This is a genomic window from Streptomyces sp. NPDC006193 (genome assembly GCF_040613915.1).
Taxonomy (GTDB): domain Bacteria; phylum Actinomycetota; class Actinomycetes; order Streptomycetales; family Streptomycetaceae; genus Streptomyces.
The window spans coordinates 198156-223302 of sequence record NZ_JBEXTB010000002.1 but is presented as its reverse complement, the minus strand read 5'-3'; the positions used below and the strand labels follow the sequence as shown (position 1 = coordinate 223302).

The following is a 25147-nucleotide window of genomic DNA, read 5'->3' as shown; positions in this document are numbered from 1 at the left end:
CTGACGGGTGCGGCCCCCTTCGGACCTGCTCAAGCCGAGCGCAGCGATCAGGCCGCGACGACCTCGATGTTGACCTTGGCGGCAACCTCGGGGTGCAGACGCACGGACGTCTCGTGGGCGCCCAGGGTCTTGATCGGAGCGGACAGCTCGATACGGCGCTTGTCGACCTCGGGGCCACCGGAAGCCTTGATCGCGGACGCGATGTCGGCCGGGGTGACGGAACCGAAGAGACGGCCGGAGTCGCCGGAGCGAACGGCCAGGCGGACCTTCACGCCTTCGAGCTGGGCCTTGACCTGGTTGGCCTGCTCGATGGTCTGGATCTCGTGGATCTTGCGAGCGCGACGGATCTGCTCGACGTCCTTCTCGCCACCCTTGGTCCAGCGGATGGCGAACTTCCGCGGGATGAGGTAGTTGCGAGCGTAACCGTCCTTGACGTCGACGACGTCGCCCGCGGCGCCGAGGCCGGAGACCTCGTGGGTGAGGATGATCTTCATGAGTGGGTCACCCTTCCCTTAGCGCGCGGTGGAGGTGTAGGGCAGCAGCGCCATCTCACGGCTGTTCTTCACAGCCGTGGCGACGTCACGCTGGTGCTGCGTGCAGTTGCCGGTCACGCGGCGGGCACGGATCTTGCCGCGGTCGGAAATGAACTTCCGCAGCATGTTCGTGTCCTTGTAGTCCACGTACGTGACCTTGTCCTTGCAGAACGCGCAGACCTTCTTCTTCGGCTTGCGCACAGGCGGCTTCGCCATGGTGTTTCTCCTGTGTGATCAAGAAGTTGGGGTACGACCCACCCTCGGCCCGAAGGCTCAGAAGGGGGGCTCGTCCGAGTAGCCGCCACCGCCGCCGGAGCCGCCGCCCCAGCCGCCGCCGCCCTGGTTGCCGCCGGCGGGAGCGCCGGTCGCCCAGGGGTCGTCGGCCGGTGCGCCGCCCTGGCCGCCGCCGGAGTTACCGCCCCAGCCGCCGCCCTGGCCGCCACCGCCGCCGTATCCGCCCTGGCCGCCGCGGGCGCCACCGGCGGTCTTGGTGACCTTGGCCGTGGCGTTGCGCAGGCTGGGGCCGACCTCGTCGACGTCCAGCTCGTAGACCGTGCGCTTGACGCCCTCACGGTCCTCGTAGGACCGCTGCTTCAGCCGGCCCTGCACGATGACGCGCATGCCTCGCTGGAGCGACTCGGCGACGTTCTCCGCCGCCTGGCGCCAGACCGAGCAGGTCAGAAACAGGCTCTCGCCGTCCTTCCACTCGTTCGTCTGGCGATCGAAGGTGCGGGGGGTGGACGCGACGCGGAACTTCGCGACCGCCGCACCGGACGGGGTGAAGCGCAGCTCGGGGTCGTCGACAAGATTGCCGATGACCGTGATGACGGTCTCGCCTGCCATGGGGGAACCTCTCGGCGGGTTTGCGGGCTGCTTGCTGCTACTCGAATCCCGAGATCAGCTGAGCGGAGCTCAGTGGGTCTCGGGGCGGAGGACCTTGGTCCGGAGGACCGACTCGTTCAGGTTCATCTGGCGGTCGAGCTCCTTGACGACCGCAGGCTCGGCCTGCAGGTCGATGACCGAGTAGATGCCCTCGGGCTTCTTCTTGATCTCGTAGGCGAGACGACGACGGCCCCAGGTGTCGACCTTCTCAACCTTGCCGCCGCCGTCACGGACGACGGACAGGAAGTTTTCGATCAGCGGGGAGACCGCACGCTCCTCGAGATCGGGGTCGAGGATGACCATCACCTCGTAGTGACGCATGTGGAACCCACCTCCTTTGGACTCAGCGGCCACGGTCGTTCCGTGGCAGGAGGGTTGTGATGCGTACGCAACGGTATCGGCCGCCACTGACAATCAGGGCTCCGCGGGAGGATCCCCCGCGGCGCGGCCGCCGTTCTGCCTGGCGGACCCGGGCAGACACCGGTGCAGAGGGTACAGACTACCCGCACACCCGCTTCCGGTTGAAATCAGGCCGTGGGGGCGGCCAATCTGTACACATCGGGTGTGTGCGGCGCTACCATGCGCCGCCTTCCGCAGGAGGTGCCCATGTCTCAGGCATTGCGACCCAACACCGCAGGTTCCCTCTTCGCCACGGACGGCAGGCGGCGTCCGCTTCAGGACACCCTGATGGCGGCGACGCTCGTCCTCGGTGTGCTGTCCTTCGTGACGTCCTTCTTCCACGGCCTCCACCTGCTCAGCTCCTGGGCGGGCCTGGCGGGGCTGCTCACCGGGGCGTACGGGCAGTGGGTCTCGGAGACCACGCGAGAGCGGTTCGGTCTGATCCTGGGCCTCGGTGCCTCGGGCGTCGGATTCCTGATCGGCATGGCGCACGGCGGCCTGTTCGGCGGGCTCGTCGGCTGACCTCGCCCGGTCCGGTCCCGTACCCCAGTCGAGGCGCTCTCCGGGCGCAGTAGGCTTCGGCGCTAGAGCCGGAGCCCCTGTACCCATGGGGACACACCAGCCCGAGGAGCGCCCCGACATGAGCCTGACCCTGAGGACCATCAGCCGCGAGCAACATCTGGCTTACATCCAGAGCCTGCCGTCGGCGAGCCACATGCAGGTCCCGGCCTGGGCCGACGTGAAGGCCGAGTGGCGTTCGGAGAACCTCGGCTGGTTCGACAGGACGGGCCAGTTGGTCGGCGCCGGCCTGGTCCTCTACCGGCAGCTGCCCAAGATCAAGCGCTATCTGGCGTACCTTCCCGAGGGCCCGGTCATCAACTGGTTCGCGCCGAACCTGGACGACTGGATCCAGCCGATGCTGGCGCACCTGAAGCAGCAGGGCGCGTTCTCCGTGAAGATGGGCCCGCCGGTGATCATCCGCCGCTGGAACGCGGACACCATCAAGAGGGGCATCCAGGACCCGGACGTCAAGCGGCTGCGCGACCTGGAGGCCGACTTCATCGAGCCGCGTGCCTTCGAAGTGTCCGACAAGCTGCGCCGCATGGGCTGGCAGCAGGGCGAGGACGGCGGCGCCGGCTTCGGCGACGTGCAGCCCCGCTACGTCTTCCAGGTGCCGCTGGCGAACCGTTCGCTGGAAGAGGTCCACAAGAACTTCAACCAGCTGTGGCGCCGCAACATCAAGAAGGCCGAGAAGGCCGGCGTCGAGGTCGTCCAGGGCGGCTACCAGGACCTGGCCGAATGGCAGCGGCTGTACGAGATCACGGCCGTCCGCGACCACTTCCGGCCCCGCCCGCTGTCGTACTTCCAGCGCATGTGGACGGCCCTCAACACCGAGGACCCCAACCGCATGCGGCTGTACTTCGCCCGGCACAACGGCGTGAACCTGTCCGCGGCGACGATGCTGATCGTGGGCGGGCACGTCTGGTACTCCTACGGAGCCTCCGACAACATCGGCCGCGAGGTGCGGCCGTCGAACGCCATGCAGTGGCGGATGCTGCGCGACGCCTACGCGCTCGGCGCCACCGTGTACGACCTGCGCGGCATCTCCGACTCGCTGGACGAGACGGACCACCTGTTCGGCCTGATCCAGTTCAAGGTCGGCACGGGCGGGCAGGCCGCCGAGTATCTGGGCGAGTGGGACTTCCCGCTGAACAAGCTGCTCCACAAGGCGCTCGACATCTACATGTCGCGCCGCTGAGCCGCGCGGGCGTTTGATTCCATAGCCTTCACAGCTCACACACCACCGATTCACCGCAGCCACGAGAAAGGTCCCGGGTCCGGCCATGGCGCTCACGCTCTACGTCGACACCGCGCGCTGGCGGGCGCACCACAAGCACGTGCAGGAGCAGTTCCCGGGACTCGTCCCGGTCTGCAAGGGCAACGGCTACGGTTTCGGACACGAACGGCTGGCGGAGGAGGCGACGCGGCTCGGCGCGGACCTGCTCGCCGTCGGCACCACGTACGAGGCCGCGCGCATCAAGGACTGGTTCAGCGGTGACCTGCTGGTGCTGACGCCCTACCGGCGCGGCGAGGAACCCGTGCCGCTGCCCGACCGGGTGGTGCGTTCGGTGTCCTCGGTCGACGGCGTGTACGGCCTCGTCGGCGCCCGTGTCGTCATCGAGGTGATGTCCTCGATGAAGCGGCACGGCATCAGCGAGCAGGACCTGCCGCAGCTGCACCAGGCCATAGAGAACGTCCGGCTGGAGGGATTCGCCATCCACCTGCCGCTGGACCGCACCGACGGCTCGGACGCCGTCGAGGAGGTCATCGGCTGGATGGACCGGCTGCGCGCGGCGCGGCTGCCGCTGCACACCATGTTCGTCAGCCACCTCAAGGCGGACGACCTGGCCCGGCTCCAGCAGCAGTTCCCGCAGACCCGGTTCCGCGCCCGCATCGGCACGCGCCTGTGGCTGGGCGACCACGACGCCACCGAGTACCGGGGCGCCGTTCTGGACGTCACCCGCGTCACCAAGGGCGACCGGTTCGGCTACCGGCAGCAGAAGGCGGCCTCGGACGGCTTCCTGGTGGTCGTGGCGGGCGGTACGTCGCACGGAGTCGGCCTGGAGGCCCCGAAGGCCCTGCACGGCGTCATGCCGCGCGCCAAGGGCGTCGCGCGCGCCGGGCTCGCCACGGTCAACCGGAACCTCTCCCCGTTCGTCTGGGGGGGCAAGCAGCGCTGGTTCGCCGAGCCGCCGCACATGCAGGTGTCGATCCTGTTCGTCCCCGCGGACGCTCCCGAGCCGAAGGTCGGCGACGAACTGGTGGCCCATCTGCGGCACACCACCACCCAGTTCGACCGGCTCGTGGACCGCTGAACCCGCCGTCACAGCACGGAAGGCCGTACCGGGAACTCCCGGTACGGCCTTCCGCATGACGGCCGCCAGGACCGCCGACGCGCTGTTCGCTCAGAGCGAACGGTCCTCGTGGGTGAGGACATCGGGCTTGTCGGACCTCCCCCAGTCCACCTCCGCCTCCTCGAACGGGACCGCGTACCGGGGCGGGTGGGCCGCCGCACCGAGCGTGAAGGCGTCCTCCGCCCCGTCGAGCACTCCGCCCGAGGGATCGTCGTCCCCGGACCGGCGCACCACGTCCCGCTCCGGCAGGAGGACGTCCCGGACGACGACGGCGCACAGGTACAGCGTGCCCAGGAGGTGCACCGCGATCGCCCAGTGGTAGCCCTGCGTCGGCAGGCCCTTGTGGGCCTCTCCGCTGGTCGTGTAGGCGAGGTACATCCAGATGCCCAGGAAGTACGCCACCTCGCACGCCTGCCAGATGAGGAAGTCCCGCCACTTGGGCCGGGCGAGGACCGCCAGCGGCACCAGCCAGAGGACGTACTGGGGGGAGTACACCTTGTTGGTGAGGACGAAGGCCGCCACCATGAGGAACGCCAGCTGGGCGAAGCGCGGGCGGCGCGGGGCGGTGAACGCCAGCGCGGTGATGCCCAGGAAGCACAGCACCACCAGCACCATGGCCGCGTTGTTGACGAAGTCGGTGGTGGGCGGGTTGTCGGAGTTCTGCGCCCAGATCAGCCAGAAGGAGCCGAAGTCGACACCGCGCTCCTTGCTGAAGGTGTAGAACTTCGCCCAGCCTTCGCGGATGTGGAAGCCCGTCGTGTCGTGCGCGATCATCACCGGCAGGTTGACCACGAGCCAGGCGGCGACCGCGCCGACCGCCCCTCGGACGTACTCCCGCCATTTCCCGGCCCGCCAGCACAGCACCAGCAGCGGGCCGAGCAACAGGACGGGATACAGCTTGGCGGCCGTGGCGAGCCCCAGCAGGACACCGAAGGCGAGGGTCCGGCTCCGGGACCACATCAGCATCGCTGCGGCCGTCAGCGCCACCGCCAGCAGGTCCCAGTTGACGGTCGCGGTCAGGGCGAAGGCGGGCGCCAGGGCGACCAGCAGACCGTCCCAGGGGCGCCGGCGGTGGGTGCGGGCCACGCAGGCGGCGATGACGGCCGCGCACGCCATCAGCATCCCGGCGTTGACGAACCAGTACCAGCGCTCCTGGTGCTGGATGCTTCCGCTGTGCGGGGTCAGCCAGGAGGCCACTTCCATGAAGACGCCGGTCAGGACCGGGTATTCGAGGTAGGCCATGTCGCCGGGGAGCTTGTCGAAGTACGGCACGAGATGGTCGGCGAACCCGCGGCCCTGGTAGAGGTGCGGGATGTCCGAGTAGCAGGCGTGCGTGTACTGGCTGCTCGCGCCGTAGAACCAGGCACTGTGGTAGCAGGGCGCCTTCTGGACCAGGCCGAGGGCGAACATGCCGATCGCGACGAGGACCACGACCCGCACGGGCGTCCACCAGGAGGCCCCGAGCAGGGCGTGCCGCCCGAGGGGACCGCCGATCAGCTCACTGCCGGCGGCGGCGACCGGGTCCTCCTTCGTCGGCTGCACCGGTTCTGCGGCGACCGGCCGCACGGGCTCCGGCTCCTGCCTGCTCGCGGGCGTCATCTCTGCACTGGGCATGGGGCACATCCTGCCGTACCTCCTCGGGAAAACGCCGAGGGCCGCCGCACCTCACAGGTGCGGCGGCCCCGTGTTTCACGTGAAACACCCTCGGCGGGCGATATGGCCGCCAACCGGGCAGATCACCGGGCTAGCCGTTCTGGCCTCCGAAGATGCCTCCGTTGCCGTTGCCCCGGGTGCTTCCGTCACCGACCGTCTCCGAGATCGTGGGCGACGGAGAGGTGCCCCCGTCGGTGCCGCCCGAATCCGTGCCTCCGATGCCGTTGCCGTTGCCGTTGGTGCTCCCGTTGCACTTGTTGCCCCACGGGAAGTTGCAGGACTCGCTCGCGGACGGAGACGGCGAGGTCGTCGTCTTGCTGGGCGTCGGGCTCGGCGTGTCACTCGGCGTCGGGCTCGGCGTGGCGCTGACGGTCGGGGTCGGGGTGGGGAGACCCGGCTCGTGCTGGACCGTGCCGATCGCAGGAGCGTCGGGGAACCCGGGGTCGTTCTGACCCTTGAGGGCGGCCTTCATGTACTCCGTCCACACCAATGTCGGGATGTCGCCACCGTGGATGGAGTCCACACCCGCCGTGCCGTTCATGGAGAGCAGCTCGTGGTCCTTGGGGTTCTCGCGGAACATCGCGACCGAGGTCGACAGCTGCTGGGTGTAGCCGACGAACCAGGCCGACTTGTTGCTGTCGGTGGTTCCGGTCTTGCCGGCGGCGGTGCGGCCCAGGGCCCTCGCGTTCTGCCCGGTACCGTTCTGGATCACGTTCTCCAGCGTGGCGGTGACGTTGTCGGCCACGGCCTCCGGCAGCGCCCGGGTCGGCTTGGGCTTGGTGAAGCCGGGCAGCTCCTGGCCGTCCTTCTTGACGCTCACCACCGAGTACGGGTCCACGTGCTTGCCGGAGGCGGCGAACGTCGCGTACGCGTCCGCCATACGGATCGCGCTCGGCGTCGAGGTGCCGATGGCGAAGGACGGGTTGAGCGTGGCGAAGCTGGCGTCGAGGATGCCGGAGGCCTTGGCGACGTCCCGGACCTTGGACATCCCCACGTCCATGCCGAGCTGCACGAACGGAGTGTTGACGGACTGCTCCATGGCCTTGCGCAGCGTGATGTAGCCCCACTGGCGCGGGCTCTCGTTGCGCTGGTAGAAGACCGAACCGTCCTTCTTCAGGACGTCACTGCCGTCCTGGTTCTTCACCTTCAGCCTGTCGTTGCCGTTGTACTTGCTCAGCGGGGAGATGCCCTGGCCGTCGGACCGGTAGGTGCCGTACTGCATCGCCGCGGCCAGGACGAACGGCTTCCAGGTCGAACCGACGGGGACGCCGGACGTGTCGGCGTTGTTGGTGAAGTGGCCCTTCTCGTACCCGTCGCCGCCGTACAGCGCGACGATCGCACCGTCGTCGGGCAGCACCGACGCCGCGCCGAACTGGACGTACTTGTCCTTCTCCCGCTGCTTCGGATCCAGACGTGTCTTCTGGATCTTCTTCACCGCCGCGCTCAGGGCGTTGACCTTGTTCTTGTCGAAGGTCGTGTAGATCTGGTAGCCGCCCTGGTCGAACTGCGCCTCGGTGATGTCGGAGTGGTTCAGGACGTACCTCTTGGCCGTGTCGACCAGGTAGCTGATCTGACCGGTCATGCTCTTGGTCGCCTTGCGGCCGTCCGGCTCGGGGTACTTCACGAGGGCCTTCTGGTACTCGGCGTCGGTGAGGTGCTTGTCCTTGTGCATCTCACCGAGGATCCAGCGCCAGCGCTCCTCGGAGCGCTTGTGGTTGGCCGTGGGAGTCGCCGACTTGTCCAGGTCCTGGGCGCCCGCCGGATCGTAGTACGTCGGACCCTTCAGGAGGGCCGCGAGGACGGCGCACTCGGTCGGCTCCAGGTCTTCCGCGTCCTTGCCGTAATAGGTCTGGGCCGCTGCCTGGATGCCGTACGCGCCGCGGCCGAAGTAAGAGGTGTTGAGGTAGCCCTGCAGAATCTTGTTCTTGTCGAGCTTCGCGCCCACCTTTATGGAGATGAACATCTCCCGCGCCTTGCGGGTGAGCGTCTGGTCCTGGCTCAGGTAGGTGTTCTTCACATACTGCTGGGTGATGGTCGAGCCACCCTGGGTCTGGCCGCCGCGTGCCATGTTCGCGACGGCCCGCAGGATGCCCATCGGGTCGACGCCGCTGTCCTGGTAGAAGGACTTGTTCTCCGCGGAGATCACCGCGTAGCGCATCGCCTTGGGGATCTGCTCGATGCTGACGTTCTGCCGGTTGACGCCGGTTCCCGTGGCCACCATACGGGTCTTGTCGGACCAGTAGTAGACGTTGTTCTGCGACCTGGCGGCGAGGTTCTCGTTGGGGACCTCGACCATGGCGAAGCCGATGCCGATCGCCGCCATCAGGCTGCCGACGAAGCCGATGAACAGCCCGCTGACCAGCTTCCAGGACGGCACCCAGCGCTGCCAGCCGTACTTGCCGGCCCTGGGGTAGTCGATGAACCGCTTCTCGCCGGACGCCGTCGCCGCGCGGCCGCGTCCGGGACCTGTGGGGCCGCCCGGACCACCGCGGCGGCCACCCGGACCCGTGGTGTCGGGTCCTCTGCGGCGGCTGCCTTTCTGCGCCGCCCGGCGGGCCTCGGCACGGCTGCCGACGGGGCGCTCGTCACCTCCCGGACCATCGGAGCCCGATCCATACGAAGCGGACCCATAGGAGTCGGCAGGAGACCCGGTGGCGCCTCGCGGTGCCGCACGGCGGCCGGAGGACGAGCCGGACTGGCCGCGTCGGGCCGCGGCACGTCCGCCTTCCTGCGGCTGCGGCGGTTTGCGACGGTGCTCGCTCATCGAACGACTACTCCTCGGGCAGGCGCACCCGTGCGCGCCTGGAACGGCGGCTGGTTTCCGGTCCCCCCCAAGTACGGATGTGACCGGTTCTGCATTCACCCGTACCGCACCGGGGACGACGACGCTCCCCAGGTGTCACGTGGTTCCCGGTGGTGTGCATGCCGCACAGACTACGCACCGCCACAACCCTCCGAGCGCCGAAGTTCACCCCAAAACAGGCAACTTGCCTCCAACGAAACGGTGATGTGATCCCGTTCACCGCCGCCCCTCTTGTCACCCGCGATCGGCCGTTCTATCGTCGCGATGTATCGAGTCGATACATCAGCGCGAGATAAAGACGCTGACAGGCACTGCGAGACCTGCGGGACCGACCTGCGGGACCGGGAGGAGGCGACGATGAGCCGGCGCTCCGGCATCCTCGAGTTCGCCGTGCTCGGCCTGCTGCGGGAGTCCCCGATGCACGGCTATGAGCTGCGCAAACGCCTCAATACCTCACTGGGTGTGTTCCGCGCGTTCAGCTACGGAACGCTGTACCCGTGCCTCAAGACGCTGGTCGCCAACGGCTGGTTGATCGAGGAGCCCGGAAGCCCCCTCGACGACACGCTCGCCGCGCCCCTCACCGGCCGCCGCGCCAAGATCGTTTACCGGCTGACGGCGGAAGGCAAGGAGCATTTCGAGGAGCTGCTCTCCCAGACCGGTCCCGACGCGTACGAGGACGAGCACTTCGCCGCACGGTTCGCCTTCTTCGGGCAGACCTCGCGCGATGTGCGCATGCGCGTGCTGGAGGGCCGGCGCAGCCGCCTGGAGGAGCGCCTGGAGAAGATGCGCGCCTCGCTGGCGCGCACCCGGGAGCGCCTCGACGACTACACACTCGAGCTCCAGCGCCACGGGATGGAGTCCGTGGAGCGCGAAGTGCGCTGGCTGAACGAGCTCATCGAGAGCGAGCGGGCCGGACGGGACCTGAGGGGTTCCGCCTCCGGGGATCCCGCTCAGCAGGACACCACCACTGGATCGCCGGGCGGCCTGCCCCGCCCCGGGGACGCCTCCGGGACGGATACGCCCGGCGACACCGCCACGTGAGTCCCAGTCAGGGGCCTCACTCGTACACACAGGGAGCAACCGGAATGGGTTCGGTTCGCGTAGCCATCGTCGGCGTGGGCAACTGCGCCGCGTCGCTGGTGCAGGGAGTCGAGTACTACAAGGACGCCGACCCGGCGGCCAAGGTCCCCGGCCTGATGCACGTGCAGTTCGGTGACTACCACGTGCGTGACATCGAGTTCGTCGCCGCGTTCGACGTCGACGCCAAGAAGGTCGGCCTCGACCTCGCGGACGCGATCGGCGCATCCGAGAACAACACCATCAAGATCTGCGACGTGCCCACCACCGGTGTGACGGTGCAGCGCGGCCACACCCTCGACGGTCTCGGCAAGTACTACCGTGCCACCATCGAGGAGTCCGCCGAGGAGCCGGTCGACGTCGTCCAGGTCCTCAAGGACAAGCAGGTCGACGTTCTGGTCTGCTACCTGCCGGTCGGTTCCGAGGACGCGGCGAAGTTCTACGCCCAGTGCGCCATCGACGCCAAGGTCGCCTTCGTCAACGCCCTCCCGGTCTTCATCGCCGGCACCAAGGAGTGGGCGGACAAGTTCACCGAGGCCGGGGTGCCGATCGTCGGCGACGACATCAAGTCCCAGGTCGGCGCCACCATCACGCACCGCGTCATGGCGAAGCTGTTCGAGGACCGCGGTGTCATCCTCGACCGCACGATGCAGCTGAACGTCGGCGGCAACATGGACTTCAAGAACATGCTCGAGCGCGAGCGCCTGGAGTCCAAGAAGATCTCCAAGACGCAGGCCGTCACCTCTCAGATCCCCGACCGGGACCTCGGCGAGAAGAACGTCCACATCGGCCCGTCCGACTACGTGGCCTGGCTGGACGACCGCAAGTGGGCCTACGTCCGTCTCGAGGGCCGTGCCTTCGGTGACGTCCCGCTGAACCTTGAGTACAAGCTCGAGGTCTGGGACTCCCCGAACTCCGCGGGTGTCATCATCGACGCCCTGCGCGCCGCGAAGATCGCCAAGGACCGCGGCATCGGCGGCCCGATCCTGTCGGCGTCCTCCTACTTCATGAAGTCCCCGCCGGTCCAGTACTTCGACGACGAGGCCCGTGAGAACGTCGAGAAGTTCATCCGCGGCGAGGTCGAGCGCTGAGGCGCTGAGCTCGGCGCGCACGCGAACGCTCCTGCCAGGGCTGTGAAGGTCCCCGGGTTCCCCGACCCGGGGACCTTCCGCATGTGTGAGGCTGTGCTCCATGCCTGTCGCCGGTGACCTGCGCCTCCTGTTGCGCCTGCGGAACTTCCGACGGCTGCTGTACATCCGCCTCCTGTCCCAGGGAGCCGACGGCGTCTACCAGGTCGCGCTGGCCGCGTACGTCGTCTTCTCCCCGGAGAAGCAGACCTCGGCCACCGCGATCGCCTCGGCGATGGCGGTCCTGCTGCTCCCCTATTCGCTGGTCGGGCCCTTCGCGGGTGTCCTGCTGGACCGCTGGCGGCGACGGCAGGTCTTCCTGTACGGCAACGCTCTGCGAGCCCTGCTGGCCGCCGCCACCGCCGTGCTCATGCTCGGCCCCGCCCCCGACTGGCTCTTCTACGCCTCGGCGCTGTGCGTCACGGCCGTCAACCGGTTCGTCCTCGCCGGCCTGTCCGCCGCCCTGCCCCGTGTGGTCGACACCGAGCGGCTGGTGCTGGCCAACTCCCTCTCCCCGACGGCCGGCACGCTCGCCGCGACCGCCGGCGGAGGCCTGGCCTTCGGTGTCCGGCTCCTCGGGTCGGACTCCGACGCCACGGTCGTGCTGCTCGGCGCCCTGCTGTACCTGTGCGCGGGCCTCGCCTCTCTCGGCCTGGCTCCCGGTCTCCTCGGACCGGACCGTCACCCTGCGCGCCCTCGTCTCCGCACCGCTCTCGCCGAGACGGCAGGCGAGCTGCTCGCGGCCGTCCGGCACGTGACCGCACCCCACCGCAGGGAGGCGGCCTGGGTTCTGGCCGCGATGACCCTGATGCGCTTCTGCTACGGCGCGCTCCTCGTCCTGCTGCTCATGCTCTGCCGCTACGCCCTCTCCGACACCCCCGAAGAAGGGCTGCGCCTGCTGGGGTCGGCGCTGGCGCTCTCCGGCGCGGGATTCTTCACGGCGGCCGTGCTGACACCCTGGGCGGCCGCGCGCCTCGGCCCCGGTCGCTGGATCGTGGTCTGCTCCGCGGGGGCCACCGTCCTGGAACCCGCCCTCGGCCTGCCGTTCGCCACCGGGCCGCTCATGGCGGCGGCCTTCTTCCTGGGGCTGATCACCCAGGGGGCCAAGATCGCCACGGACACGATCGTCCAGGCCAATGTCGAGGACGACTTCCGCGGCCGCACCTTCTCCGTCTACGACGTGCTCTTCAACACGGCCTTCGTCGGCGCGGCCGGGGTGGCGGCGCTGCTGCTGCCGCCGGACGGCCGCTCGACCGTCCTGGTGCTCCTCGTCGCCGCGGTCTACGGCGCGGTCACCGTGAGCCTGGGGCGCTTCGAGCGCCGGTGAGCGCACCGGAAGGCCGGTGCGACAGGGACGAAGGGCGGGGAGACAAGGCGAAGGGCGGTGTTTCACGTGAAACACCGCCCTTCGCCGCCATCGTCCCGGACGGGTGTTTCACGTGAAACATCACCGGGCACCGCCTCAGCTCTGTGCGGCCCACCATTCCTTGAGAGCGGCCACCGCGGCGTCGTGTCCCATCGACCCGTTCTCCAGCCGCAGCTCCAGCATGTGCTTGTACGCCTTGCCGACCACCGGGCCCGGTCCGACGCCGAGGATCTCCATGATCTGGTTGCCGTCGAGGTCGGGCCGGATGGCGTCCAGCTCCTCCTGCTCGCGCAGCTGGGCGATACGCTCCTCCAGCCCGTCGTAGGCCCGGGACAGGGCGAGGGCCTTGCGCTTGTTCCGGGTGGTGCAGTCGGACCGGGTCAGCTTGTGCAGGCGGTCCAGCAGCGGACCGGCGTCACGGACGTAGCGGCGGACCGCCGAGTCCGTCCACTCTCCCGTGCCGTAGCCGTGGAAGCGCAGGTGAAGCTCGACCAGCCGGGAGACGTCCTTCACCAGCTCGTTGGAGTACTTCAGGGCGGTCATGCGCTTCTTGGTCATCTTGGCGCCGACCACCTCGTGGTGGTGGAAGGAGACCCGGCCGTCCTTCTCGAAGCGGCGGGTGCGCGGCTTGCCGATGTCATGGAGGAGCGCGGCCAGGCGGAGCGTGAGGTCGGGGCCGTCCTGCTCCAGAGCGATCGCCTGCTCCAGCACGATGAGGGTGTGCTCGTAGACGTCCTTGTGCCGGTGGTGCTCGTCGCTCTCCAGGCGCAGTGCCGGCAGCTCGGGCAGGACGCGGTCGGCGAGCCCGGTGTCGACGAGCAGCGTCAGGCCCTTGCGCGGGTGCGCGGAGAGGATCAGCTTGTTCAGCTCGTCCCGTACCCGCTCCGCCGAGACGATGTCGATCCGGCCGGCCATCTCCGTCATGGCGGTGACGACCTCGGGAGCGACGGTGAAGTCCAGCTGGGCGGCGAACCGCGCGGCCCGCATCATGCGCAGGGGATCGTCGGAGAACGACTCCTCGGGCGTGCCCGGCGTCCGCAGCACGCGCGCCGCGAGGTCGTCCAGGCCGCCGTGCGGGTCGATGAACTCCTTCTCGGGCAGGGCCACGGCCATGGCGTTGACCGTGAAGTCCCGGCGCACCAGATCCTCCTCGATGGAGTCGCCGTACGACACCTCCGGCTTGCGCGAGGTGCGGTCGTACGCCTCCGACCGGTAGGTGGTGATCTCGATCTGGTAGCCGCCCTTGTGCGCGCCGACCGTGCCGAAGGCGATCCCCACCTCCCATACGGCGTCCGCCCACGGCCGGACGATCGTCAGTACGTCCTCGGGGCGGGCGTCGGTGGTGAAGTCCAGATCGTTGCCGAGCCGGCCGAGCAGCGCGTCGCGGACCGATCCGCCGACCAGAGCGAGCGAGAACCCGGCCTTCTGGAATCGGCGGGCGAGGTCGTCGGCGACGGGCGCCACCCGCAGCAGCTCGGCGACCGCGCGCTGCTGCGCCTGGCTCAGGGCGGAGGGAGTGTCTTCGTTGGCGTTCGGCACAACAGAAGAGGGTACGTGCCCGGCGCGACCTGCCGCGCCTTCCGTACGCCGCCGCCGCGAGCTGCTGTCATACCCGCCGCAAGCGCTGCTTGTGCGGCGTAGGCCGCGCTCCCCTCGATACTGGATATAGAGGACGGCTCGCCGCTGTCCTTCGATCTTGCGGAGCAGACCGCGGCACTTCCGCTCGGCGCGCATCGTTACCATGCGTGGACGCACATTCCGACGACCACTGACGACGACGAGGGACGGGCGAGCGCGTGGCCGAGGCGGCTGACATCCAGGGGACCAGTGCCTCACCTGCCCGCCGGTGGATGCGGCGCGCCGGAACACTGCTCGCCGGGACGCCGCTGCTGGCCGGCCTGCTGCAGCTGCCCGACGCGAAGCCCGCGCAGGCCGCCTCCTCGGACACGGTGTCGGTCTCCCTGGACTCGCTCAGCCCGAGTGCCCCCACGGACGGCGACACGCTGACCGTCTCCGGCACGGTGACCAACAAGGGCAGGCAGACCGTCACCGGCGCCCACGTCGGACTGCGGGTCGGTCCCCAGCTGACCACCCGCTCGGCCATCGACTCCGTCGCCCGGCACTCCGACGAGCCGCAGGGCGGCACCGGCTCCGAGGTCGGCGGGAAGTACGAGCAGAAGTTCGCCGAGCTGGCCCCGGGCGACGCCGAGCACTTCAGCATCTCCGTCCCCGTGGACAAGCTCGACCTCGGCGACGACGGCGTCTACGAGTTGGGGGTAGCCCTGTCCGGGCGGACCTCCGCACAGCCGTGGGAGCAGCTGCTCGGCATTCAGCGGACGTTCCTGCCGTGGCAGCCGTCCGAGGCCGACAGCAAGACGAAGACGACGTTCCTGTGGCCGCTGCTGTCCACGGCCCACATGACGGCCAGGACGGGTGCCGGCGAGCTGCAGACACCGGTCTTCCTCGACGACGACCTGGCCAGTGAGCTCGCACCCGGGGGCCGGCTGGCCCGGATGGTGGACCTGGGCAAGGACCTCGACGTGACCTGGGTGATCGATCCGGATCTGCTGGCCTCGGTGGACGCGATGGCGGTCGGCAACTACCGGCTCCCGGCCGCCGACGGCACCACCACGGCCGGCCCGCGCGAGCATCAGGCGGTCGCCAAGCAGTGGCTGGCCGCCCTGCAGAAGGCGGTGGCCGGCAAGGAGGTCGTGGCGCTGCCCTTCGGCGACCCGGACCTGGCCTCCCTCGCGCACAACGGCACCAGCGTCACCGGCTCGCTCAGCCATCTCAAGGACGCCACCGACGTGGCGGCGATCACCGTCAAGACGGTGCTCCACGTCACACCGACCACAGACTTCGCCTGGCCCGTGAACGGCGCGGTGGACCCGTCGATCATGAAGGTCGCGACATCCGCCGGAGCCGACCGGGTGATCGCCCGCAGCGACAGCCTCCAGGAGACGGCAGGTCTCCCCTACACGCCTTCCGCCGCCCGCCCGGTCGGCGGCGGCACCACGGCGGTGGTCGCCGACGCCCGGATGTCCACGGCGTTCGAGGACGACCTGACGAAGGCGGGCCCGGCCACCCTCGCCGTGCAGCGGTTCCTGGCCCAGAGCCTGGAGCTGAACGCACAGACGGACAAGCAGCGCAGCATCGTCGTCGCACCCCAGCGCATGCCCACGGCCGGCCAGGCAGAGGCGATGGCGGCAGCGGTGAGGGCCCTGCGGGGCAGCACCTGGAGCCAGTCCCAGGACCTCACGGCCGCGGCCAAGGCCGAGCCCGACCCGCGCGCCACCACCCGCATCCCGTCGACCTCGGTCTACCCCTCCTCGCTGCGCCGGCACGAGCTGCCGCGGACGGCTTTCGAGCAGATCGCCCGCACTCAGGACAAGCTCGACAACTTCCAGGTGATCCTCACCGACCAGTCCCGCGTGGTCACCCCGTTCGGGCGGGCCATAAACCGTGAGATGTCCACGTCGTGGCGCGGCCGCGGCGGGGAGGCGGACAGCTACCGGGGCGACGTGGAGGCATGGCTCGACGGCCTGGCCGACCAGGTGAAGCTGATCGACAAGTCCGAGACCAAGCTCTCGGGCCGCAGCGCCACCATCCCGGTGACCGTCCAGAACAACCTCGTGCAGCCGGTCGGCCACCTGGTGCTGCGTCTGACGTCGACCATGCCGACCAGGCTGAAGATCGGCGGCAAGGCCTACTACGAGCAGCGCGTGGAGGTCTCCGGGGGGCACAGCCAGTCCGTGAAGTTCACCACCTCGGCCAACGCCAACGGCCGGGTCACGGTGGTGGCCCAGCTGTTCACCGAGGACGGCCAGGAGTACGGGGACCCGGTCAGTTTCGACGTGAAGGTCACCGAGGTTACCCCCACCGTGATGCTCGTCATCGGCGGCGGTGTGCTGCTCCTGGTCCTCGCCGGCTTCCGGATGTACACCCAGCGCAAGCGCGCCGCGGCCCGGCAGACCGGGGACGACGGTCCCGGCACGGCGGAGGACGACGGTCCCGGCACGGCGGGCGAGGACACGGACGGACCGGGGAACCCCGAGGCGCCCGGCGACCGTCCTGACGAGAAGCCCGGATCCGCATCCGGGGCGGACGACCCGGAGCAGCCGAGTGACCCTGCGCCGGACACCGCACCGGAAAACGCCGACCCGTCCGGGACGGGTGAGAGAGTGGACCGTTGAGCGATGTCGTGGCCGGTGGGCCCGGGACGATGAGGTGGGGTAAGCATGAACGCGCCGTACGACGGTGACCGCGGCCAGGGCGCGGCCGGGTCGGGCTACCCCGAGCCGCCGCCCGAGCCCGGCCAGGCGCCGCCGCAGCACGCGGCGGACATGTACCTGCAGGACGCCTACGAGCAGGACCCCTACCGGGCGCAGGACCTGGCGGCCCAGGACCCGGTCGCCGAGGCGCTCTACGACCGCGCCGCGCACCCGCCGCCGCCCCCGGGGCCGTACGACCGGCAGCAGCAGCCGTACGCCCGGCCCGCCCAGTCTCCGTACGCACCGGACCCGCGGGTGTGGGCGCAGACCCCGCCACCCGAGCCGGGGGGCGCCACCCCGTACCTGCCGTACGGCGACGACCCGCGCACGACCGAGTTCGTCGGCGTGGACGACCTGGTCTCGCACTCCGGCGAGGAGTACCACGAGCCGGACGCCTTCGCGCACCTCCTCAAGGACCAGCAGCACAGCGGCGGACACGCGCCCACGGACCCGCTGTCCGTCCCGGGTCCGGCCGCCGCGCCGGGCGGCGGGCACGGCTCGGCCGGTCCGTACGCGCCGCCGCAGCAGGGTCCCGGCCCGCGGCAGGGCGGTCCGTACGCCGGCGCCCCGTACGCGGGCGGCACCTCCGCATCCGGGCATCCGGCGCAGTCCCCGGTGCCCGCGCCGGCCGGCGCCGCCGACCCGGTCGGACCGCCCCGGACCGGCGAGCCGGTGACCGGCGCCGCTCCCGCCGCTCCCGCCGCTCCCGCCAAGAAGGGCGGGAAGGCCGCCGGGCTGCTGAAGTCCAGCGCCGTCATGGCGGCCGGCACGATGGTCTCCCGCCTCACCGGCTTCGTCCGCTCCGCGCTGATCGCCGCCGCGCTGGGTCTCGGCTTCCTCGCCGACTCCTTCCAGGTGGCCTACCAGCTGCCGACGATGATCTACATCCTCACCGTGGGCGGCGGGCTGAACTCCGTGTTCGTGCCGCAGCTGGTGCGCTCCATGAAGGAGGACGAGGACGGCGGCGAGGCCTTCGCCAACCGCCTGCTCACCCTGGTGATGGTGGCGCTGGCCGCGCTGACCGGACTCGCGATGTTCGCCGCGCCGCTCCTGGTGCGGCTGCTGGCCAACCCCGTGGCCAGCGACCCGGCGGCGAACGAGGTCGCGGTCACCTTCACCCGCTACTTCCTGCCCTCGATCTTCTTCATGGGCATCCACGTGGTGATGGGTCAGATCCTCAACGCCCGCGGGAAGTTCGGGGCGATGATGTGGACCCCGGTCCTGAACAACATCGTCATCATCATCTCGCTCGGCATGTTCATCTGGGTGTACGGCACCGCCTCCCACTCGCACCTGGGCGTCAAGAACATCCCGCCGGAGGGCCAGCGGCTGCTCGGCGTCGGTGTGCTGCTGGGCCTGGTCGTCCAGGCGCTGGCGATGATCCCGTACCTGCGCGAGACCGGGTTCCGGATCCGGCCGCGCTTCGACTGGCGGGGCCACGGCCTGGGCAAGGCCGCGATGCTCGCCAAGTGGACGGTGCTGTTCGTCCTGGCCAACCAGGCGGGCGCCATGGTCGTGACCCAGCTGTCCACCGCCGCGGGCAAGGACTCGGGCGTCAGGGGCACCGGCTTCGCCGCCTACGCCAACGCCCAGCTGATCTGGGGGCTGCCGCAGGCCATCATCACCGTGTCCCTGATGGCCGCCCTGCTCCCGCGCCTGTCGCGGTCGGCCGCCGAGGGCGACGCGGGAGCCGTCCGCGACGACATCTCCCAGGGCCTGCGCACCACCGCGGTCGCCATCGTGCCGATCGCCTTCGGCTTCGTCTCGCTCGGCATCCCGATGTGCACGCTGATCTTCGGCTCCGCGGGCACGTCCGAGGCCACCAACATGGGCTACATGCTGATGGCCTTCGGTCTCGGCCTGATCCCCTACTCCGTGCAGTACGTCGTCCTGCGGGCCTTCTACGCCTACGAGGACACCCGCACCCCCTTCAACAACACCCTCATCGTGGCCGCGGTCAACGCCGGCGCCTCGGGGCTGTGCTACTTCCTGCTGCCGCCGCGCTGGGCGGTCGCCGGCATGGCCGCCTCCTACGGCCTCGCCTACGCCATCGGTGTGGGTGTGGCCTGGCGCAGGCTGCGCAAGCGGCTCGGCGGCGATCTGGACGGAGCGCGGGTGCTGCGCACGTACGCCCGGCTGGGCATCGCCTCGGTGCCGGCGGCCCTGCTCAGCGGCGCGGCCTGCTACGGCATCGGGCACACCCTCGGACTGGGCGTCGTGGGCTCCTTCGCCGCGCTGATCGCCGGCGGCGCCGTCCTGTTCGGCGTCTTCTTCGTCGCGGCCCGCCGGATGCGCATCGAGGAACTCAACTCGCTCGTGGGCACGGTGCGCGGGCGTCTGGGTCGTTGAGGCGGGGGTAGCCGCACAACCATCGTCCGCCGCCGTGTGTCGTGCATAGCGGCGGACTGTGGGCACAATTGGTTTCGGCGTCGGACAGCGTGCAACGGATGGGGAGGCAGGGACGACGGTGGCGGAACGGAGTACGGCTGCCGTCGACGTGGCAGACAACAGCGGTGAGCAACCGCTGACCGCCAAGGCGGACCAGGCCACGGCCGACGGGGTGGCCACGAACCCGGAGCGGGACACGGACAGCGATCAGGCACAGGGCAACGTCGAACCCGAGGGTCCCGCGAAGAAGGCCGCGCCTCCGGAACTGCACAGCGGTCACAAGCTGGCCAGACGCTACCGGCTGGAGGAGTGCGTCACCCGTCTGGACGGATTCAGCAGTTGGCGGGCCGTCGACGAGAAGCTCCGCCGTGCCGTGGGCGTCCATGTGCTGCCCGCGGACCACGCCCGGGCCCGTTCGGTCCTCGCCGCCGCCCGCTCCTCCGCACTGCTCGGCGATCCGCGCTTCGTCCAGGTCCTGGACGCCGTCGAGGAGAACGACCTCGTGTACGTGGTGCACGAGTGGCTGCCCGACGCCATCGAGCTGACCACCCTCCTCACCGGCGGCCCGCTGGAGCCGCACGACGCCTACCAGATGGTCAGCCAGGTCTCCTCCGCCATGGCGGCCGCGCACCGTGAAGGCCTCGCCCATCTGCGGCTCAACCCGAACGCCGTGCTGCGCACCTCGACCGGCCAGTGGCGCATCCGCGGTCTCGCCGTGAACGCCGCCCTGCGCGGCATCAGCTCCGACACCCCGCAGCGCACCGACACCGAGTCGATCGGCGCCCTGCTGTACGCGGCGCTGACCCAGCGCTGGCCGTACGAGAACGACGCCTACGGCCTGTCCGGCCTCCCCAAGGACGTCGGCCTCATCGCACCGGACCAGGTGCGGGCCGGTGTGCACCGCGGGCTGTCCGAGCTGGCCATGCGCGCCCTCGTCAACGACGGGGCCACCGCCTCCCGCCACGAGGCTCCGTGCACCACGCCGGAGGAGCTGGTGAAGGCGATCGGCGAGATGCCGCGCATCCGTCCGCCGGAGCCGGCGTTCACGGCGCCGCCGGAATACCAGCGCACCACCTACCAGCAGGGCAGCTACGGCCGCCCGGCGCCGCACCCCGGCGTCACCCAGCCGCTCGCGCCCCCGCCGCCTCCGCTGCAGAGCCGCACCGGCAAGGCGCTGAAGTGGGCGGTGTCGGCACTTCTGATCGCCGCCCTGGGACTGGGCAGCTGGCAGCTGGCGGACGCCCTGATGGACCACGGCGACAAGTCCGGCGACACCGACAAGACCCGGACGACGGACAGCGGCGACAAGAACGCGAAGAAGCCGATCGCCGGCAAGCCGATCGCCATCAGCGGCGCCCGTGACTTCGACCCGTTCGGCCCGGACGGTTCCGAGAAGCCGGGCGACATAGGGAAGGCGTACGACAAGAGCGCGGCCACCTACTGGGAGACGAACTTCTATCTCAGTCCGCGCTTCGGCAACCTCAAGTCCGGCGTCGGCATCATCCTCGATCTCGGCAAGGTCCAGCGGGTCGGCAAGGTGACCGTCACGCTCGTGGGCCAGACCTCGGTCGAGCTGCGGGCCGCAGGTGCGGACGCGGGGACGGAGCCCACGTCGTTCGACGCCTACACGAAGGTCGCCGACGGCTCCGGCACGACGGTGGTGCTCCAGCCCGGCAAGTCCGTCAAGAGCCAGTACCTGCTGGTGTGGCTGACCGAGCTGCCCGCGGACGGCCAGGGCCACTGGCGCGGCAGAGTGGCGGACATCAAGGTGACCAGCTGAGGTCTCCACTCGGGAGGGGCAGATGGCGGAGGGCGCCGGATACGGCGGAGTGAGCGACAAGGATCTCCTCGTCCGCCACGTGGAAGGCGACCCCGAGGCCTTCGGCGAGATCGTGCGGCGGCACCGGGACCGCCTGTGGGCGGTCGCACTGCGGACGCTGGGGGACCGGGAGGAAGCCGCCGACGCGGTCCAGGACGCCCTCGTGTCGGCGTACCGGGCCGCCCACACCTTCCGGGGGCAGTCGGCCGTCACGACCTGGCTGCACCGGATCACCGTCAACGCCTGTCTGGACCGGGTGCGGAAGGCGGCCTCGCGGAAGACGTCCCCGGTCGACGACACGGAGCGGCTGGAGCAGCTGCTGGAGCCGCACGAGTCCGCCTCGGCGCCGGCGGAGCGGAAGGACGTGCACCGTCAGCTGCTGGAAGCCCTCGGCACCCTTCCCCCGGAGCAGCGGGCCGCTCTGGTCCTGGTCGACATGCAGGGATACCCCGTGGCGGAGGCGGCGCGGATCCTGGACGTGCCGACGGGGACGGTGAAGAGCCGGTGCGCCCGGGGCAGGGCCCGACTGCTGCCGCTGCTCACCCATCTCCGGCCCGGAGGCATCGGGGAGGCACAGGCCGAGGCGTCCGGCAGGGAAGAGAGGACGGACGCGGCCGAGGACGGAAAAGAATCCGCACGGGGGCGGAACCGGGGGCAGGGAGGATCCGTCCCACCGGCGACGGGATCACCGAGCGGAAGCGCCGAGGACGCGGGACCGAGCGATCCAGCCGTAGTGAAGGGCGGAGGTGGGCGAGCGTGACGTCGATGACGGACACGGCCGGGCACCCGGACGTCGCGGAGATCTCCGACCTCGCTGAGGGCCTGCTTCCCCCGGACCGCAGCACGGACGTGCGGCGTCATCTGGAGTCGTGCGACCCGTGCGCCGACGTGTACGCGTCGCTGGAGGAGATCCGGGGGCTGCTGCGGTCCGTGGAACCGGAGCGCATGCCCGACGATGTCGCCGCGCGCATCGATGCCGTGCTGGCCGCCGAGGAGCCGCTGCTCACCCGTGCCGAGAGCACGACGGGTCAGGTTTCACGTGAAACGCCTGCACCTGCTGCGCGCCCGGCCGGACGCCCCCGGGCGGCGACCGGGCCGGGGCGCAAGGGAGCGCAGCGCGGCCGGCGCCGAGGCCGGCTCGTCCTGGGTGCCGTTCTCACCGCCGCCGTGCTGGGCGCCGGCAGCCTGCTGGTGACCTCGCTCGGCGAGAACGGCGACCAGCCGACGGCGCACGGGTCGCCGACCCCCATTGCCGGCGCCTTCTCCGGCGACAGCCTGCAGAACCAGGTACGTCGTCTCCTCGACACGAAGAGGGGTCTGCCGCCCGGCGGTGAGAAGCCCGGACCGGGCACCGACGGCGCCTCGCATGCTCCGGGCGCGACGGAGATGCCGAACACCCTGATCCAGACCTCTGTGCCGGTTCCCGACTGCGTCCGGCAGGCACTCAGGCCGCGTGCTGACGTCCTGGGCGCCAAGACGGGAACGTACGCGGGGAAGCCCGCTTACCTCGTCGTGGTGTCCGACACCCGCGACAGCCGACGGGTCACGGCCTACGTGGTCGACGCGGCCTGCGTGCACCGGCAGACTTCCTCGGCCGGCTCGGTCCTGGTGAAGCAGTCCCTCGCCCGACCCTGAGTCCGCGGGGAACTTCCTCGGTCGATTGCGTGCATGCGTGTGCCCGGACACACCGGGAATGCACGCCCCGTAGGATCCGTTGGGTGGGGTGAGAGTCCCGGAAGGGGCTCCCGCCGGTCGACTGACGCAGACCAGAGACGAGGAATCAAGCCGTGAGCGACGTCCGTAACGTGATCATCATCGGCTCCGGGCCCGCAGGCTACACGGCGGCGCTCTACACCGCCCGTGCGTCGCTGAAGCCCCTGGTGTTCGAAGGCGCCGTCACCGCCGGTGGTGCGCTGATGAACACCACCGAGGTGGAGAACTTCCCGGGCTTCCGTGACGGCATCATGGGTCCCGACCTCATGGACAACATGCGCGCGCAGGCCGAACGCTTCGGCGCCGAGCTGGTTCCGGACGACATCGTCTCCGTCGACCTGACCGGTGAGATCAAGACCGTCACCGACACCGCAGGCACCGTGCACCGGGCGAAGGCCGTCATCGTCACCACCGGCTCCCAGCACCGCAAGCTCGGCCTGCCGAACGAGGACGCGCTCTCGGGCCGCGGTGTCTCCTGGTGCGCCACCTGTGACGGGTTCTTCTTCAAGGACCACGACATCGCCGTGATCGGCGGCGGTGACACCGCGATGGAGGAGGCCACCTTCCTCTCGCGCTTCGCCAAGTCCGTGACGGTCGTCCACCGCCGGGACACCCTGCGCGCCTCCAAGGCGATGCAGGAGCGCGCCTTCGGCGACCCGAAGATCAAGTTCGTGTGGGACAGCGAGGTCGCCGAGATCCAGGGCGACCAGAAGCTCAGCGGCCTGAAGCTGCGCAACGTCAAGACCGGCGAGCTGTCCGAACTGCCCGTCACGGGCCTGTTCATCGCGATCGGGCACGACCCGCGCACCGAGCTGTTCAAGGGCCAGCTGGACCTGGACGAGGAGGGGTACGTCAAGGTCGACTCCCCGTCCACGCGCACCAACGTGACCGGTGTCTTCGCCGCCGGTGACGTGGTCGACCACACCTACCGCCAGGCGATCACCGCGGCCGGCACGGGCTGCTCCGCCGCTCTGGACGCCGAGCGTTTCCTCGCCGCGCTCGCGGACATGGAGCAGGCGGAGCCCGAGAAGACCGCCGCCGTCTGACCCTCCCCCCTTTCCCTCACCCCACGCACGACCAAGGTAAGGAGCTGCCGTGGCCGGCAACCTCAAGACCGTGACCGACGCCACCTTCGATCAGGACGTCCTCAAGAGCGACAAGCCCGTCCTGGTGGACTTCTGGGCGGCTTGGTGCGGCCCGTGCCGCCAGATCGCCCCGTCCCTGGAGGCGATCGCCGCCGAGTACGGCGACAAGATCGAGATCGTCAAGCTCAACATCGACGAGAACCCGGGAACGGCCGCCAAGTACGGCGTCATGTCCATCCCGACCCTGAACGTCTACCAGGGCGGCGAGGTCGCCAAGACCATCGTCGGCGCCAAGCCCAAGGCGGCGCTGCTCCGCGACCTCGAAGAGTTCATCACCAAGTGACGTTTCACGTGAAACACGAAGGGGCCGGCCCGCAAGGGCCGGCCCCTTCGCCATAGGGCGATGGCGCTACAGCGGCCTGAGCGCAGGCTCCTTCTGCACCGCTCCCAGGAGCCGGTCGAGTGCCAGCTCCACGTCTTCCTTCCAGGAGAGCGTGGACCGCAGCTCCAGGCGCAGCCGGGGATGCGCGGGATGCTGCCGCACCGTCTTGAAGCCCACGGCCAGCAGATGGTCGGCGGGCAGCAGGCAGGAGGGTTCCTTCCAGCGGGCGTCACCGAAGGCCTCGATCGCCTTGAAGCCGCGGCGCAGCAGATCCTTGGCGACCGTCTGCACGAGTACCCGGCCCAGCCCCTGTCCCTGGTACGGGGGCAGGATGAAGGCCGTGATCAGCTGGACGGCGTCGGGCGAGATCGGGCTCGTGGGGAAAGCCGTCGAGCGCGGGACATAGGCCGGCGGCGCGTAGAGCACGAAGCCGGCGGGCACGTCGTCGACGTATGCCACCCGGCCGCACGACCCCCAGTCCAGCAGGACGGCGGAGATCCATGCTTCCTTCTCCAGCGCGGAGGTGCCCGCCGTCACCGCCGCTTCGCCGCTGACGGGATCCAGCTCCCAGAAGACACAGGAGCGGCACCGCTGTGGGAGGTCCTGAAGGTTGTCCAGCGTGAGAGGCACGAGCCGACGCCCCATGAAGGCTGATCCTCGCTTCCTTCGCCCGCCGCATCACGAGCGGCTGTCAGAGCGATCCGCTCCCGGAGCAGACTGCCGACGAATCCGCC

At 70.0% G+C, this 25147-nt stretch carries 21 protein-coding genes; 13 read left to right on the top strand and 8 right to left on the bottom strand.

Translation table 11 applies throughout. From position 1 onward, the window contains the following. Positions 1-47: 47 nt before the first annotated feature. From rplI to rpsF, 4 genes are all read right to left on the bottom strand, one after another. Positions 48-494, bottom strand: a complete 447-nt coding sequence (gene rplI, locus ABZ261_RS02900) for a 50S ribosomal protein L9 (RefSeq protein WP_189296665.1) — start codon at positions 492-494, stop codon at positions 48-50. Positions 495-512: 18 nt separating this feature from the next. After that, complete coding sequence (gene rpsR, locus ABZ261_RS02895) at positions 513-749, bottom strand: 30S ribosomal protein S18 (protein ID WP_003949403.1); 237 nt, start codon at positions 747-749, stop codon at positions 513-515. Positions 750-806: 57 nt separating this feature from the next. Further along, on the bottom strand, positions 807-1376 hold the full coding sequence (locus ABZ261_RS02890; RefSeq protein ID WP_356854786.1) for a single-stranded DNA-binding protein: 570 nt from the start codon (positions 1374-1376) through the stop codon (positions 807-809). A 69-nt stretch (positions 1377-1445) separates the two neighbouring features. After that, positions 1446-1736 (bottom strand): 30S ribosomal protein S6, encoded by a 291-nt coding sequence (gene rpsF, locus ABZ261_RS02885; RefSeq protein ID WP_014673750.1) that lies wholly within the window; start codon positions 1734-1736, stop codon positions 1446-1448. 285 nt (positions 1737-2021) lie between these two features. On the opposite strand from rpsF, the gene ABZ261_RS02880 reads away from it, so the two are divergent. From ABZ261_RS02880 to ABZ261_RS02870, 3 genes are all read left to right on the top strand, one after another. Then, positions 2022-2336, top strand: coding sequence for a hypothetical protein (locus tag ABZ261_RS02880; protein ID WP_356854785.1), 315 nt, complete (start codon positions 2022-2024; stop codon positions 2334-2336). Positions 2337-2454: 118 nt separating this feature from the next. Next, on the top strand, positions 2455-3573 hold the full coding sequence (gene femX, locus ABZ261_RS02875; RefSeq protein ID WP_356854784.1) for a peptidoglycan bridge formation glycyltransferase FemX: 1119 nt from the start codon (positions 2455-2457) through the stop codon (positions 3571-3573). Positions 3574-3658: 85 nt separating this feature from the next. Beyond that, positions 3659-4690 carry an alanine racemase gene (locus tag ABZ261_RS02870; protein WP_356854783.1) on the top strand — a complete coding sequence of 344 codons (1032 nt, stop codon included), beginning with the start codon at positions 3659-3661 and terminating at the stop codon, positions 4688-4690. Positions 4691-4780: 90 nt separating this feature from the next. On the opposite strand, the gene ABZ261_RS02865 is transcribed toward ABZ261_RS02870, so the two are convergent. Both ABZ261_RS02865 and ABZ261_RS02860 read right to left on the bottom strand, forming a co-directional pair. Next, positions 4781-6343 carry a glycosyltransferase 87 family protein gene (locus ABZ261_RS02865; RefSeq protein WP_356854782.1) on the bottom strand — a complete coding sequence of 521 codons (1563 nt, stop codon included), beginning with the start codon at positions 6341-6343 and terminating at the stop codon, positions 4781-4783. Between the two features lie 130 nt (positions 6344-6473). Further along, the gene (locus tag ABZ261_RS02860) at positions 6474-8759 is read right to left on the bottom strand and encodes a transglycosylase domain-containing protein (RefSeq protein ID WP_356854781.1); all 2286 of its coding nucleotides are present in this window, start codon (positions 8757-8759) and stop codon (positions 6474-6476) included. A gap of 783 nt (positions 8760-9542) precedes the next feature. On the opposite strand from ABZ261_RS02860, the gene ABZ261_RS02855 reads away from it, so the two are divergent. The 3 genes from ABZ261_RS02855 (at position 9543) to ABZ261_RS02845 (ending at position 12716) form a co-directional block, all read left to right on the top strand. Further along, positions 9543-10226: a helix-turn-helix transcriptional regulator gene (locus ABZ261_RS02855; RefSeq protein WP_356854780.1), complete on the top strand. Its 684-nt coding sequence runs from the start codon at positions 9543-9545 to the stop codon at positions 10224-10226. A 44-nt stretch (positions 10227-10270) separates the two neighbouring features. Continuing rightward, on the top strand, positions 10271-11353 hold the full coding sequence (locus ABZ261_RS02850) for an inositol-3-phosphate synthase (protein WP_356854779.1): 1083 nt from the start codon (positions 10271-10273) through the stop codon (positions 11351-11353). Between the two features lie 100 nt (positions 11354-11453). Next, positions 11454-12716 carry an MFS transporter gene (locus ABZ261_RS02845; RefSeq protein ID WP_356854778.1) on the top strand — a complete coding sequence of 421 codons (1263 nt, stop codon included), beginning with the start codon at positions 11454-11456 and terminating at the stop codon, positions 12714-12716. A 135-nt stretch (positions 12717-12851) separates the two neighbouring features. Here the strand turns inward: ABZ261_RS02845 and ABZ261_RS02840 are convergent, their stop codons facing one another. Beyond that, positions 12852-14294: a CCA tRNA nucleotidyltransferase gene (locus ABZ261_RS02840; protein WP_356854777.1), complete on the bottom strand. Its 1443-nt coding sequence runs from the start codon at positions 14292-14294 to the stop codon at positions 12852-12854. A gap of 257 nt (positions 14295-14551) precedes the next feature. Here ABZ261_RS02840 and ABZ261_RS02835 point away from each other — a divergent pair, with 257 nt between their 5' ends. The 7 genes from ABZ261_RS02835 to trxA all read left to right on the top strand — a co-directional run bounded on the left by ABZ261_RS02835 (position 14552) and on the right by trxA (position 24374). Beyond that, positions 14552-16948, top strand: a complete 2397-nt coding sequence (locus ABZ261_RS02835) for a DUF6049 family protein (protein WP_356854776.1) — start codon at positions 14552-14554, stop codon at positions 16946-16948. Positions 16949-16993: 45 nt separating this feature from the next. Continuing rightward, entirely contained in the window at positions 16994-19375 is a 2382-nt protein-coding gene (gene murJ, locus ABZ261_RS02830; protein WP_356854775.1) for a murein biosynthesis integral membrane protein MurJ, read from the top strand. A 118-nt stretch (positions 19376-19493) separates the two neighbouring features. After that, positions 19494-21194 (top strand): protein kinase family protein, encoded by a 1701-nt coding sequence (locus tag ABZ261_RS02825; RefSeq protein WP_356854774.1) that lies wholly within the window; start codon positions 19494-19496, stop codon positions 21192-21194. Between the two features lie 22 nt (positions 21195-21216). Next, on the top strand, positions 21217-21993 hold the full coding sequence (sigM, locus tag ABZ261_RS02820) for an RNA polymerase sigma factor SigM (protein WP_356854773.1): 777 nt from the start codon (positions 21217-21219) through the stop codon (positions 21991-21993). Positions 21994-21998: 5 nt separating this feature from the next. Next, positions 21999-22868, top strand: a complete 870-nt coding sequence (locus ABZ261_RS02815; RefSeq protein ID WP_356854948.1) for a zf-HC2 domain-containing protein — start codon at positions 21999-22001, stop codon at positions 22866-22868. Between the two features lie 152 nt (positions 22869-23020). After that, positions 23021-23992 (top strand): thioredoxin-disulfide reductase, encoded by a 972-nt coding sequence (trxB, locus tag ABZ261_RS02810; RefSeq protein WP_356854772.1) that lies wholly within the window; start codon positions 23021-23023, stop codon positions 23990-23992. 49 nt (positions 23993-24041) lie between these two features. Next, on the top strand, positions 24042-24374 hold the full coding sequence (gene trxA, locus ABZ261_RS02805; protein ID WP_356854771.1) for a thioredoxin: 333 nt from the start codon (positions 24042-24044) through the stop codon (positions 24372-24374). 66 nt (positions 24375-24440) lie between these two features. On the opposite strand, the gene ABZ261_RS02800 is transcribed toward trxA, so the two are convergent. Then, entirely contained in the window at positions 24441-25058 is a 618-nt protein-coding gene (locus ABZ261_RS02800; RefSeq protein ID WP_356854770.1) for a GNAT family N-acetyltransferase, read from the bottom strand. Positions 25059-25147 lie beyond the last annotated feature (89 nt).

Coding starts and splice junctions, on each gene's coding strand:
- rplI (WP_189296665.1), bottom strand. CDS start 494: ATGAAGATCATCCTCACCCACGAGGTCTCCGGCCTCGGCGCCGCGGGC.
- rpsR (WP_003949403.1), bottom strand. CDS start 749: ATGGCGAAGCCGCCTGTGCGCAAGCCGAAGAAGAAGGTCTGCGCGTTC.
- ABZ261_RS02890 (WP_356854786.1), bottom strand. CDS start 1,376: ATGGCAGGCGAGACCGTCATCACGGTCATCGGCAATCTTGTCGACGAC.
- rpsF (WP_014673750.1), bottom strand. CDS start 1,736: ATGCGTCACTACGAGGTGATGGTCATCCTCGACCCCGATCTCGAGGAG.
- ABZ261_RS02880 (WP_356854785.1), top strand. CDS start 2,022: ATGTCTCAGGCATTGCGACCCAACACCGCAGGTTCCCTCTTCGCCACG.
- femX (WP_356854784.1), top strand. CDS start 2,455: ATGAGCCTGACCCTGAGGACCATCAGCCGCGAGCAACATCTGGCTTAC.
- ABZ261_RS02870 (WP_356854783.1), top strand. CDS start 3,659: ATGGCGCTCACGCTCTACGTCGACACCGCGCGCTGGCGGGCGCACCAC.
- ABZ261_RS02865 (WP_356854782.1), bottom strand. CDS start 6,343: ATGCCCAGTGCAGAGATGACGCCCGCGAGCAGGCAGGAGCCGGAGCCC.
- ABZ261_RS02855 (WP_356854780.1), top strand. CDS start 9,543: ATGAGCCGGCGCTCCGGCATCCTCGAGTTCGCCGTGCTCGGCCTGCTG.
- ABZ261_RS02850 (WP_356854779.1), top strand. CDS start 10,271: ATGGGTTCGGTTCGCGTAGCCATCGTCGGCGTGGGCAACTGCGCCGCG.
- ABZ261_RS02845 (WP_356854778.1), top strand. CDS start 11,454: ATGCCTGTCGCCGGTGACCTGCGCCTCCTGTTGCGCCTGCGGAACTTC.
- murJ (WP_356854775.1), top strand. CDS start 16,994: ATGAACGCGCCGTACGACGGTGACCGCGGCCAGGGCGCGGCCGGGTCG.
- sigM (WP_356854773.1), top strand. CDS start 21,217: ATGGCGGAGGGCGCCGGATACGGCGGAGTGAGCGACAAGGATCTCCTC.
- ABZ261_RS02815 (WP_356854948.1), top strand. CDS start 21,999: ATGACGGACACGGCCGGGCACCCGGACGTCGCGGAGATCTCCGACCTC.
- ABZ261_RS02800 (WP_356854770.1), bottom strand. CDS start 25,058: ATGGGGCGTCGGCTCGTGCCTCTCACGCTGGACAACCTTCAGGACCTC.